The 12,042-nt window shown below is 59.1% G+C and carries 9 protein-coding genes; 3 read left to right on the plus strand and 6 right to left on the minus strand.

Going from position 1 to position 12,042, the window contains the following annotated elements:
- Nucleotide 1: 1 nt before the first annotated feature.
- A complete protein-coding gene (locus VF716_RS17815) occupies nucleotides 2-1,219 on the minus strand; it encodes a type II secretion system F family protein (protein WP_440552820.1) in 1,218 nt (405 codons plus the stop codon).
- 1 nt (nucleotide 1,220) lies between these two features.
- Nucleotides 1,221-2,924 carry a type IV-A pilus assembly ATPase PilB gene (gene pilB / locus VF716_RS17820; RefSeq protein WP_440552821.1) on the minus strand — a complete coding sequence of 568 codons (1,704 nt, stop codon included), beginning with the start codon at nucleotides 2,922-2,924 and terminating at the stop codon, nucleotides 1,221-1,223.
- Between the two features lie 308 nt (nucleotides 2,925-3,232).
- Between pilB and VF716_RS17825 the strand changes: the two genes are divergently transcribed.
- Both VF716_RS17825 and VF716_RS17830 read left to right on the plus strand, forming a co-directional pair.
- Nucleotides 3,233-3,649: a pilin gene (locus VF716_RS17825; RefSeq protein WP_440552822.1), complete on the plus strand. Its 417-nt coding sequence runs from the start codon at nucleotides 3,233-3,235 to the stop codon at nucleotides 3,647-3,649.
- A 1,115-nt stretch (nucleotides 3,650-4,764) separates the two neighbouring features.
- Nucleotides 4,765-5,328 (plus strand): REP-associated tyrosine transposase, encoded by a 564-nt coding sequence (locus tag VF716_RS17830; RefSeq protein WP_440552823.1) that lies wholly within the window; start codon nucleotides 4,765-4,767, stop codon nucleotides 5,326-5,328.
- 604 nt (nucleotides 5,329-5,932) lie between these two features.
- Here VF716_RS17830 and VF716_RS17835 read toward each other — a convergent pair.
- The 4 genes from VF716_RS17835 to VF716_RS17850 form a co-directional block, all read right to left on the minus strand.
- Nucleotides 5,933-6,481 (minus strand): REP-associated tyrosine transposase, encoded by a 549-nt coding sequence (locus VF716_RS17835; protein WP_135265932.1) that lies wholly within the window; start codon nucleotides 6,479-6,481, stop codon nucleotides 5,933-5,935.
- Between the two features lie 466 nt (nucleotides 6,482-6,947).
- Nucleotides 6,948-8,846, minus strand: coding sequence for a sulfate adenylyltransferase subunit CysN (cysN, locus tag VF716_RS17840; protein WP_440552824.1), 1,899 nt, complete (start codon nucleotides 8,844-8,846; stop codon nucleotides 6,948-6,950).
- Between the two features lie 11 nt (nucleotides 8,847-8,857).
- Nucleotides 8,858-9,775: a sulfate adenylyltransferase subunit CysD gene (gene cysD / locus VF716_RS17845; RefSeq protein WP_011912238.1), complete on the minus strand. Its 918-nt coding sequence runs from the start codon at nucleotides 9,773-9,775 to the stop codon at nucleotides 8,858-8,860.
- Between the two features lie 188 nt (nucleotides 9,776-9,963).
- Nucleotides 9,964-10,722, minus strand: a complete 759-nt coding sequence (locus VF716_RS17850; RefSeq protein WP_256045608.1) for a Nif3-like dinuclear metal center hexameric protein — start codon at nucleotides 10,720-10,722, stop codon at nucleotides 9,964-9,966.
- A gap of 153 nt (nucleotides 10,723-10,875) precedes the next feature.
- Here VF716_RS17850 and algW point away from each other — a divergent pair, with 153 nt between their 5' ends.
- Nucleotides 10,876-12,027, plus strand: coding sequence for a Do family serine endopeptidase AlgW (gene algW, locus VF716_RS17855; protein WP_440552825.1), 1,152 nt, complete (start codon nucleotides 10,876-10,878; stop codon nucleotides 12,025-12,027).
- Nucleotides 12,028-12,042 lie beyond the last annotated feature (15 nt).

The following is a 12,042-nucleotide window of genomic DNA, read 5'->3' on the forward strand; positions in this document are numbered from 1 at the left end:
CTTAAACGACAGCACCTAGCTGGAAGATCGGAAGGTACATAGCGATGATCAAGCCACCCACCAGAACCCCGAGCACGGCCATGATCATCGGCTCCATCAGGCTAGTCAGGCTATCTACCATGTTATCGACTTCGTCCTCATAGAAAGTCGCAACCTTAGCCAGCATCTCATCAAGTGAACCAGACTCTTCACCGATTGCTGTCATCTGCACTGCCATTGTAGGGAACGTGCCCGTGGTGCGCATGGAGAAGTTAAGCTGCATGCCGGTGGACACATCATTCTTGACTTTCATCGTCGCACTTCGAAAGACCACATTGCCTGTAGCCCCAGCCACCGAATCCAGCGCATCCACAAGTGGCACGCCCGCAGCGAAAGTCGTCGATAGAGTGCGGGCGAAGCGGGCGACAGATGACTTGTAAAGAATGTCACCAACAACTGGCACCTTCAGCAGCAAACGATCGAACCAATTGCGAAATTTTTCGGAGCGCTTGTGCGCCTCCTTGAAAGCAAACGCCCCCACGATCAACCCCGCCAGAACAATGAACCACCACTCCTGCAGCGCTTCCGACAATCCAATGACCATCAAGGTAAAAGCTGGAAGCTCGGCCCCGAAGTTGGCGAATACTTCTTGGAACTGTGGCACCACCTTGATCAACAGAATGGCCGACACGATGACCGCCACCAAGACTACCGCAATGGGATAGTTCATCGCCTTCTTGATCTTGGCCTTCAATGCCTCAGTCTTTTCCTTGTAAGTCGCCACGCGATCGAGCAAGGTTTCCAAGGCACCGGATTGCTCACCGGAATCGACCAAGTTGCAATACAGGTCATCGAAGTATTGTGGCTTCTTGCGCAAAGCCGTCGCGAAACTGTTACCCGCCGCGACCTCCTGCTTGAGATCATCGACCAGCTTACGCATGTTCGGGTTATCGAACCCCTCGCCAATAATGTCGAATGACTGCAGCAGCGGCACACCGGCCTTCATCATGGTCGCCATCTGACGAGTGAACAAGGCGATATCCATCGGCTTGATCTTCTTGCCAGCACTGAACAGCGACGCCGACTTCTTACGCACCTTCTGAGGGTTTACGCCCTGCTTGCGCAGCTGCGCCTTGACCATCGCAGGGCTGACGCCGCTCAGCTCGCCCTTTATCTTCGCGCCCTGCTTGTTGGTGCCTTCCCAGGTGAACACACTGGTTTTAATCGCTTTCTGCGCCATGCTAATCCTTGGTCACCCGGTTGACTTCTTCCAGGCTGGTCACGCCCTGCATGGCTTTCAGCAAAGCCGAGGTGCGCAGGTCATTGAAGCCATCTTTTCGCATCTGGGTTGAAATATCGATGGAGTTTCCGTCTTCCATGATAATCCGCTGCAACGATGGCGTGTTTTTAACCACTTCATAAATACCGACACGACCTTTGTAACCGCCTTTGCAATTGTCGCAACCAACCGGACCATAGATCTTGAAGGTTCCAAGCTTCTGCTCAGGGAACCCTTCGCGCAGCAAAACGTCACGGGGGACATCAACCTCTTTCTTGCAGCTATTGCAGAGCTTTCGTGCCAGACGCTGAGCAATGATCAGGTTCACGGAGGTCGCGATATTGAACGCGGGCACACCCATATTGCGCAGACGGGTAAGCGTTTCGGCGGCGCTGTTGGTGTGCAGGGTCGACATCACCATATGCCCGGTCTGCGCAGCCTTGATCGCAATCTCGGCGGTCTCCAGATCGCGGATCTCCCCTACCATGATGATGTCCGGGTCCTGACGTAGAAAGGCACGGAGGGCCTGAGCGAAGTCCATACCTTGGCGCGGGTTTACGTTGACCTGGTTAATACCCTCCAGATTGATCTCCACTGGGTCTTCCGCGGTGGAGATGTTCACGTCCACGGTATTGAGGATATTCAGACCGGTATACAGCGAAACCGTCTTGCCCGACCCAGTCGGGCCGGTAACCAGGATCATGCCTTGTGGCTGGCGCAAGGCATTCATGTAGAGCTCTTTCTGTTCTTCCTCGTAACCCAGGGCATCGATCCCCATCTGCGCACTGGACGGGTCGAGGATACGCATCACGATTTTCTCGCCCCATAGGGTGGGTAGCGTATTTACGCGGAAATCGATGGCCTTGGTCTTAGACAGCTTCATCTTGATCCGGCCATCCTGCGGCTTACGCCGCTCGGAGATATCCAGCCCGGCCATGACCTTTAGGCGCGCAGAAATTCGCGGTGCAAGCTGAATCGGCGGACGCGCGACCTCATGCAGGATGCCATCCGTGCGAAGCCGCACGCGGTAGGCTTTTTCGTAGGGCTCGAAGTGCAAATCGGACGAGCCACCACGAATGGCGTCGAGCAGCATCTTGTTGACGAAGCGCACTACAGGGGCGTCGTCAGCAGCCTCTCCGCCTTCCTCAGCTTTTCCATCTTCGGTGACGGACTCGACATCGACCCCATCCAGATCGACTTCGCCCAGCTCCTCTAGTCCGGTGGCGCCGCTTTCGTACAGTTTGTCGATGGCCTCGCCCAGCTTGTCGTCTTCCACCAGAATCGACTCGATGCTCAGCCCGGTGCTGAACTGGATATCGGCAATCGATTGATGGTTGGCGGGGTCGGAAACTGCGATATACAGCTTGCTGCCGCGCTTGGAGAGCGGTAGTACCCGGTGCTGCTTGGCCAGTTTCTCGCTCACCAGATCCTTGGGCAGCGACTCCTTATCCAACGCAGCAAGATCCAGCAGCGCAACACCGAACTGCTCGGAGGCGAGTTCGGCAATGACACGGCCCTTGGCCAACCGGTTCTGGACGACGTAGGTAACAAAGGGAGTCTTGCCGCGAATGGCCTGAGCCTGGGCCTGCTGCGCCGTCCTCTCGTCCAGCACACCAGCCGCCACCACCTGCCGCGCCAGCCCGGAAAGGGAAGTATTCTCGCTCATAAGGGTCTCGCCTTGTTCTTAGCCTGCCTTATAGCGCGAAAGCCTTTCACTGCAAACATGCGCAACTCCGAGTGACGCTATTGGTCACATATCGCCCTAGCAATTAACCAACCCGAAGTACATGCCGGCACATCTCCCACCCAACGCCGATACGCTTTGCTCCCTGGGACGAAGAGCAAGACTCCAAAAGCGCACAACTATTGAAGCTCATCACACTCCGGGACGCTCTACTTGGGCGCGGCGCAACCTGGCACGCCAACTGCTTTACCTCAGCCAGGCTCAACGCCTCAACACTTAAGGAGATTCACATGAAAGCTCAGATGCAGAAGGGTTTCACCCTGATTGAATTGATGATCGTTGTTGCGATCATCGGTATTTTGGCGGCGATTGCATTGCCGGCCTATCAGGACTACACAAAGCGCTCACATGTTTCGGAAGGTCTGACTTTAGCAGCTGGCGCTAAATCAGCAGTCACCGAATATTATGCCTCCCAGGGAGCATTCCCAACGACAAACGAAATGGCTGGAATTGCTGAAACTATTAGCGGGAATGCCGTGAAAACTGTTGCTATCGGCAACGGTGGTGCAATTACCGTCACCTACAACGCAAAAGTCGCTGACGATGCCACTCTTATTCTGGCGCCAACCGACCGAAATGGAGCAATACAATGGACCTGCACAGGTGGCGACGTGGACGATAAATACCGCCCAAGCAACTGCCGTTGATGCCTAGCCCTGTAGGGCGGGTGAAACCCGCGCGGTTACACATCGTCTGACCGGAATCCAAAACCCTGCCCTAACCGGCAGGGTTTTGTTTTTTTTGCATCGACGAAACACGCCGAAACCTTATGAAGACCAGACTGCTGCCTTGTGACGCTCTGCGTCTCGCTGACCGGTCATCGGCGGGCTTACCCGCCCCACGGCTATTCAACGTATTGCATGGCGCCCGCCACGCCGCTGCCAGTCCAATCCGCGGAATAAACGCCATGTCGAAACCAACGATGGGACGACGACCATTGCCAATCGATGGCAACATCAACAAACCCATGCTTCACCGGATTGGCATGCAGATAACGCGGTAAGGCGGATCAATTCGTAAGATGGATTAGCGAAGCGTAATCCGTCGCTCACCGCGAACCTGCTGTATCCGCCGTTGCAAACTAAACGCCTCGCCTTTGTGCGGGGCGTTTTGCTGTTTGAGGTGGCGACGCCGATTTCTTGCGGCGGATCGGTCCGGCGAAACGCTTTTCGTATGATGGAATCGCCAAAGACGCTTCCGTCGTTTACCGCGAATCGGCTGCACCATCAACTCGACACCGCAACCGCGCCAACCCACTCGAACGTCGGATTACGCCTTCGGCTAATCCAACCTACGTTGGCTGAACATCGCGGAGCGGCGAAACGCTTTTCGTATGATGGAATCGCCAAAGGCGCTTCCGTCGGTTACCGCGAATCGGCTGCATCCACCGCCCAACACCGCAACCGCGCCAACCCACTCGAATGTCGGATTACGCCTTCGGCTAATCCAACCTACGATGACTGGACCTCGCGGATCGGCGAACCGCTTTTCGTATGATGGAATCGTCGAAGGCGCTTCCGTCGGTTACCGCGAATTGCCTGCAACCATCAACTCGACACCGCAACCGTACCCACCCTCGCGAACGTCGGATTACGCCTTCGGCTAATCCAACCTACGTTGCCTGAACATCGCGGAGCGGTGAACCGCTTTTCGTATGATGGAATCGCCAAAGGCGCTTCCATCGGTTACCGCGACTGGGCCACACCTCCGACGGCTGATCCAACTTACACTTTTGGCTCATTAATACGTCGAGGGGGCAAGGATGCCTAACTATCGTCGCGCCCTGGCTCCAGGGGCGAGCTGGTTTTTTACGGTGAATCTTCTTGAGCGGCGCGGCAATGATTTGCTGGTGCAACACATCGATGTTCTGCGGACTGCCGTCCGGAGCGTGCATCGACTCCATCCCTTTACTATCAATGCCTGGGTGGTTTTACCCGAGCATATGCATTGCGTCTGGACACTACCGCCGGGTGATGCGGACTATTCGCTGCGTTGGCGCTTGATCAAAACGTTCTTCAGCCGCGCCTTGCCCCTGGACGAATACCGTTCGGCTGTACGCCTGCATCGCGGCGAGCGGGGTATCTGGCAGCGCCGTTATTGGGAACACCTCATCCGTAACGAAGCCGATTTCCGGCGGCATATGGATTACGTGTATGTAAACCCACTCAAGCATGGCCTGGTTCGGCGCGTTGGGGATTGGCCCTATTCGAGCTTTCACCGCGACGTTCGTGCCGGGCTGTACCCTGCCGACTGGGCGGGCGATCCGGAGCTTGTATTGCCAAGAGCCAAGCGTTCTACTCGCGGCCTGATGCATCCTTTTCCGTAGGATGGAATCGCCGAAGGCGCTTCCGTCGTTTACCCCCGAACTGGCTGCATCCATCGCCCAACGCTGAAACCGCACCCCCTCCCGAACGTCGGATTGTGCCTTCAGCTAGTCCAACCTACGTAAGGCATTGATCGGGGGATCGCTGGCCCTCACGCAGCCTGCTGGGCTAGCATCAGTCCCTTCTTGCCGCGAGACATGTCGCAGGCGATACCGATTTTTCAGCCCTGTAGGGCGGGTGAAACCCGCGCGGTTACGCACCGCTTGACGGCTACCTACGAAGCCCCGCCCTAACCCGGCGGGGCTTCGTTTTTCTGCATCGACGAAACATGGGCAACATAATGAAAATCGGCTGCTGCCTTGCTGACATTTGGCGCCGCGCCAACCTGATATCGGCGGGTTTCACCCGCCCTACATTGGCTGTCGCTCCGTGCAACCCGCGTGGTTACACCTCGCCTGACCGGTACCCAAAACCCCGCCCTAACCCGGCGGGGTTTTGTTTTTCTGCATCGACGAAACATGGCCAACATAATGAACATCGGCTGCTGCCTTGCTGACGTTTGGCGTCGCGTCAATCTGATATCGGCGGGTTGCACCCGCCCTACGGTTATTCAACGTCGTGCATGGTGGCGCCCGCCACGCCGCTTCCAGCCCAATCGGGAAGATAAACGCCATGCCGAACCCAGCGATGGAACGACGACCACTGCCAATCAATAGCAGCATTAACAAGCCCATGCTTCACCGGGTTGGCGTGCAGGTAATCCATATGTTGTCGGAAGTCTCGTTCATCCCTAATAAGGTGCTCCCAAAAACGGTGTTGCCATAGCGTGCCGTATTGCTTGGCACAGCGACGCTGTGTCAAAAGCTCAGGACGGCGATAATCAGGACTACAGACGTGGGTCACGTGGCGCTTGATCAGGCGCCAGCGGTTGGAGAAATCAGCGTCACCATCCGGCAGTGTCCAGATTGCATGCAAATGATCAGGAAGCAGAACCCAGCCATCAATTCTGAAAGGCAACGTTTGCCTAACCGAGACGATGGCTTCACGCAGAGCCAAACGAACGGCAGGGTCGATCAAGATCGGCTGGCGCCGCTCTGTTACGACGGTGAAGAAATAGGAGCCTCCAGGCACAGCTGCACGGCGGTAGTGGGACATTCAATAACATCCATGTTCATTGATTGCCGCAAGCGTACCCCATACATGGCATCAACCCAACGTGGGCAAAACCCGCCGCACCGGGATGCCCCCGCAACCAATAGTGCAAAGGCTGACAACCAAGGCTTGGATGCTCGGAGAAAATCGCTGGTGCGAGGTTGCTCTTGGCGGGTTGCACCCGCCCTGCAAATTGGATGCTCCCAGAAAAGCGCTGTAGGGCGGGTGAAACCCGCGCGGTTACGCACCGCCTGACGGTCACATACGAAACCCTGCCTGGCTGGCCGGGGATTTATATCTTACGGGGGCGTCCCACAACGGCACCGCTGTTCATTCAACCACGACGAATTGCTTTCGGCGGGTTTCACCCGCCCTACTACTGCACCCGCCCTACAGCTAATAGGGACGACTTCGCCCAAGCAAAAACGCCCTGCATGGGCAGGGCGTTTTTGTTTCAACAGAAGGTGCGCTAGATAACGCCGCGCTTACGCAACAGGTCGATGACCTGCTTGGCACCCTCTTCTACGCTCAGCGACTCGGTGTCGATCACCAGATCAGCGTTCGCCGGCACGTCGTAGGGGAAGGATTCGCCCGGAATGTTGTCGCCGCCAGCTGCATACAGCCCTTGCGGATCGCGCTGCTGGCAGGCCTGCGGTGAAGCCTGAACATAAACGGTGATAGCCCGATCAGTGCCAATCAGCACCCTGGCCTGCTCGCGGCCTTCCGCGTCCGGAGCGACAAATGCGGCGAGCGTTAGCAGGCCTGCCTCGTTGAACTGACGGGCCACATTGGCGGCACGGCGCCAATTCTCGGTGCGACCTGCCCGGTCCTGCGGAAGGCCTTTGTTCAGGTCGTGACGCAGGTTCTGCCCATCCAGCACGTACACAGCGCGGCCCATATCGAACAGCTTGCGTTCCACCGCGTAGGCCAGGGTGCTCTTGCCGGCGCCGGAAAGCCCAGTGAACAGCACGGTTGCCGGCTGCTGACCGAAGCGTGTGGCACGCTCTTCCGTTGAAACATGCGCCAGCGCACCGTGATGACCGCCCGATCCATGGGCAACCGGGTCGGCGATGATCATGCCGGCACCGACGGTGCCATTGGTGAGGCGATCGATGACAATGAAGGCACCGGTGGTGCGGTTCTGTGCGTAGCCGTCCAGAGCGATCGGCGCGTCCAGGCTGACCTTGACCTTGCCGATCTCGTTGAGCTGAAGGCTACTCGCAGCGCCCTTCTCCAGCGTGTTCACATCCACCTTATGGCTGATGCTGGCGATGGAGCCCGGCACGTAACTGGTGGCGCGCTTGATGTCGTATTTCTTGCCCGGCAGCATCGGCTCTTCGCCCATCCACACGAGCATCGCCTCGAAGCTGTCGGCGATACGCGGGCGGCTGTCGGCATGCACCAGCATGTCGCCGCGGGAGACATCGATCTCGTCTTCCAACGTCAGGGTGACAGCCTCGCCAGGGGTCGCCTGCTCGAGTTCACCATCGAAGGTGACGATGGACTTGACTCGACTGGTCTTGCCGGACGGCAGCACGGCGATCTCGTCGCCCTTGCGCACGATGCCGCTCGCCAGGGTACCGGCGAAGCCACGGAAGTTCAGATTCGGGCGGTTGACGTACTGCACCGGGAAGCGCAGGTCGTCGAAATTGCGGTCGCCGGCGATTTCCACGCTCTCGAGGATTTCCATCAGCGACTGCCCCTCGTACCAGGGTGCGCGCTCGCTGCGATTGACCACGTTGTCGCCCTTGAGCGCGGACATCGGCACGAAGTGCAGGGACGACGGCTTGAGCTCGATGCGCTCGGCAAACGCCAGGTAGTCGGCCTTGATCCTCTCGAAGACGTCCTGATCGAAGTTCATCAGGTCCATCTTGTTGATGGCGACGACGATGTGCTTGATGCCCAGCAGCGAGGTGATGAAGCTGTGACGCTTGGTCTGGGTCTGCACGCCATAGCGCGCATCGACCAGAATGATCGCCAGGTCGCAGGTGGACGCGCCGGTGGCCATGTTGCGGGTGTACTGCTCGTGGCCAGGAGTATCGGCAATGATGAACTTGCGCTTGGCGGTCGAGAAGTAACGGTACGCCACATCGATGGTGATGCCCTGCTCGCGCTCGGCCTGCAGGCCATCGACCAGCAGCGCCAGATCGACATCTTCGCCGGTAGTGCCGACCTTCTTCGAGTCCCGGGTGATGGCTTCGAGGTGGTCCTCGTAGATCATCTTCGAGTCGTGCAGCAGGCGGCCGATCAGCGTGCTCTTGCCGTCATCGACGTTACCGCAGGTCAGGAAACGCAGCAGTTCCTTGCGCTCGTGTTGCGCCAGGTAGGCGAGGATGTCCTCGCTGATCAGATCGGATTGGTGACTCATGATGCGTTTCCTTAGAAGTAACCCTGGCGTTTCTTTTCTTCCATCGAGCCCGTGGCATCGTGGTCGATGACGCGGCCCTGGCGTTCGGAGGTTCGGGTCAGGAGCATTTCCTGGATGATCTCCGGCAGCGTGGTCGCGGTGGACTCGACCGCACCGGTCAGCGGGTAGCAGCCGAGGGTGCGGAAACGCACCATCTTCTTGTGGATGCTCGCCTTCTGTTCGGGCGTGAGGTAGCTGAGGATTCGCTCGTCATCGATCATCACCAGGGTGCCATTGAGCTCGACCACTTCGCGCTCGGCAGCGAAGTACAGCGGCACGATCGGGATCTGCTCCAGATAGATGTACTGCCAGATGTCCAGCTCGGTCCAGTTCGACAGCGGGAACACACGGATGGACTCGCCCTTCTTCACCTTGCCGTTGTACAGGTTCCACAGCTCGGGGCGCTGATTCTTCGGGTCCCAGCGGTGCTTGCTGTCGCGGAAGGAGTAGACGCGCTCTTTGGCACGGGACTTTTCCTCGTCGCGGCGAGCACCACCGAAGGCGGCGTCGAAGCCGTACTTGTCCAGCGCCTGCTTGAGGCCCTCGGTCTTCATCACATCGGTGTGCTTGGCGCTGCCATAGGTGAAGGGGTTCATGTCCTGCGCCACACCGTCCGGGTTGATGTGGGTGATCAGGTCCAACCCCATCTCGCTGACCATCTTCTCGCGGAAACGGTACATCTCCTGGAATTTCCAGCGTGTATCGACATGCAGCACAGGAAACGGCAGCTTGCCCGGGAAGAAGGCCTTGCGCGCCAGGTGCAGCATTACGGCCGAATCCTTGCCGATGGAATAGAGCATCACCGGGTTACCGAACTCGGCGGCGACCTCGCGGATGATATGGATGCTTTCCGCCTCCAGCTGTTTCAGATGCGTCAGTTTGTCGACCATGGCTACTCACGATTTTGCAGGTTGACGGCCAGACGGCCGTGAATTGGGCGCAACTCTAACACGGCCATAGATTCTAATCAGGCCGCCTTTTAGACCTAAAAGCTATAGATTTATACCGACTCGAAGCCGGTCCGACGCAGGCAAATGACAGGCGCCGGAAGCACGGTGATGCGACAGTGCGGATCGGCTCAGGCCGGATTGTCGCAATCGATGAAGCGGTGCTCGATGCCGAAATGCCGGGCCAGGTACTCGCCCAGCGCACGCACCCCGTAACGCTCTGTGGCGTGATGACCGGCGGCGAAGAAGCTGAGGCCGTTCTCCCGCGCGACATGTGCGGTGGGCTCGGAAATCTCTCCGGTGATATAGGCATCCACCCCGGCGGCCACCGCCTGCTCGATATAACCCTGGGCCGCGCCGGTACACCATGCCACGCGCTGGATCGGCCTGTGCCCGTCGACCATCAGCGGCTCGCGACCCAACGCCTGTCCGATCCTCGCCTTGAACTCGCCCGGTGCCAGCGACTCGGGCAGCGAGCCGACCAGGCCGACCGACCGCGGATTACCGGGCTCCAGCGGCCCCTCGACACTCAGACCAAGCAGGGCGGCCAGCTGCGCGTTGTTGCCCACCTCAGGATGCACATCCAGGGGCAGATGGTAGGCCAGCAGCGAAATATCGTGGCTCAGCAGGGTTTTCAGGCGGCGCTGTTTCATGCCCACGACACGGGCATCCTCGTTCTTCCAGAAGTAGCCATGATGCACCAGCACCACATCCGCCTGTGCTTGGACCGCAGCATCCAGAAGTGCCTGGCTGGCGGTCACGCCGCTGACGATCCGAGCGACCTGCGGCCGCCCTTCGACCTGCAGTCCGTTGGGGCAGTAATCGGCGATCCTGGCGGCATCGAGAAACCGGTCCGCCTCCTGTACCAGGGTGGAGAGTGCTACTGGCATGGGTTCCCCTTCGTCGCAGCCGGCGCGCAGCAGTTGAACAGCGCGACCGAATCGATCTTACGGATGAAGCTGCATTTCGGTCGCAGCTTCGTATAATGCCGCCACCTTAAGGGGCACTCCCCATGCCCGCAACTCTGTCCGGACTCCCGCGCGATGTTCAATGCCCTGCGTTTCCTCGGCTGGCCGCTGCTGGTCGGCATACTCGTAGCACTGCTGATCATCCAGCGTTATCCGCAGCTGGTAGGACTCAAGGAGCACGACCTCGGCCTGCAACAGGCGCCGCTGGTGGCCGCCGCACCGCAGCAGGGCCCGTACTCCTACGCCAATGCCGTGGCCGGGGCCGCACCGGCCGTTGCCAACCTGTACACCACCAAGGTTATCGAAAAGACCGAGCAGCAGCCGCCGCTATCCAAGGATCCCCTGTTCCAGCGCTTCTTCAGCGACAACCTGCCAAGGCAGCGGCGGATGGAGTCCAGCCTCGGCTCGGCGGTAATCATGAGTTCGGAAGGCTACCTGCTCACGAACAACCATGTGACGGCCAACGCTGAGCAGATCGTGGTAGCGCTCAAGGACGGCCGCGAAACCTTGGCCCGGGTGATCGGCAGCGATCCGGAAACCGACCTCGCCGTGCTCAAGATCGATCTGGCCGACCTGCCCGCCATCACGCTCGGCCATTCCGACCGCATTCGCGTAGGCGACGTCACCCTGGCGATAGGCAACCCCTTCGGCGTCGGGCAGACCGTGACCATGGGCATCATCAGCGCCACCGGTCGCAACCAGCTGGGCCTCAATACCTACGAGGACTTCATCCAGACCGATGCTGCGATCAACCGTGGCAACTCGGGTGGCGCGCTGGTGGATGCCGGAGGCAACCTGATCGGCATCAACACCGCCATCATTTCCGAGTCCGGCGGTTCGCAGGGCATCGGATTCGCCATCCCGGTGAAGCTTGCGCTGGAGGTGATGAAATCGATCATCGAACACGGCCAGGTTATTCGCGGCTGGCTCGGCGTGGAGGTGCAATCGCTGACCCAGGAGCTTGCCGAGTCGTTCGGCCAGGAAGGCCGCCCGGGCATCGTCGTCGCGGGCGTTTACCGCGACGGTCCGGCTGCTCGTGCCGGGCTGCAGCCGGGCGACCTGATCCTGAGCATCGACGGCGTACAGTCTGCCGACGGACGCAGCTCGATGAACCAGGTTGCCCGCGCCCGCCCAGGCGAGAAGATCGATATCGACATTCTGCGCAACGGCAAACCGCTGACGTTGACGGCGGAAGTGGGCATGCGCCCGCCAGTGGCGCCGAAGTAACCCGGTACGTCCCCG

Source organism: Stutzerimonas sp. Brlt_14 (genome assembly GCF_051948915.1).
GTDB lineage: Bacteria > Pseudomonadota > Gammaproteobacteria > Pseudomonadales > Pseudomonadaceae > Stutzerimonas > Stutzerimonas stutzeri.

What these genes read in the sequence shown, in the direction of transcription:
- pilB (WP_440552821.1), bottom strand. Translation starts at nt 2,924, where the DNA reads ATGAGCGAGAATACTTCCCTTTCCGGGCTGGCGCGGCAGGTGGTGGCG.
- VF716_RS17830 (WP_440552823.1), top strand. Translation starts at nt 4,765, where the DNA reads ATGCCTAACTATCGTCGCGCCCTGGCTCCAGGGGCGAGCTGGTTTTTT.
- cysN (WP_440552824.1), bottom strand. Translation starts at nt 8,846, where the DNA reads ATGAGTCACCAATCCGATCTGATCAGCGAGGACATCCTCGCCTACCTG.
- algW (WP_440552825.1), top strand. Translation starts at nt 10,876, where the DNA reads ATGTTCAATGCCCTGCGTTTCCTCGGCTGGCCGCTGCTGGTCGGCATA.
- VF716_RS17850 (WP_256045608.1), bottom strand. Translation starts at nt 10,722, where the DNA reads ATGCCAGTAGCACTCTCCACCCTGGTACAGGAGGCGGACCGGTTTCTC.
- cysD (WP_011912238.1), bottom strand. Translation starts at nt 9,775, where the DNA reads ATGGTCGACAAACTGACGCATCTGAAACAGCTGGAGGCGGAAAGCATC.
- VF716_RS17815 (WP_440552820.1), bottom strand. Translation starts at nt 1,219, where the DNA reads ATGGCGCAGAAAGCGATTAAAACCAGTGTGTTCACCTGGGAAGGCACC.
- VF716_RS17835 (WP_135265932.1), bottom strand. Translation starts at nt 6,481, where the DNA reads ATGTCCCACTACCGCCGTGCAGCTGTGCCTGGAGGCTCCTATTTCTTC.
- VF716_RS17825 (WP_440552822.1), top strand. Translation starts at nt 3,233, where the DNA reads ATGAAAGCTCAGATGCAGAAGGGTTTCACCCTGATTGAATTGATGATC.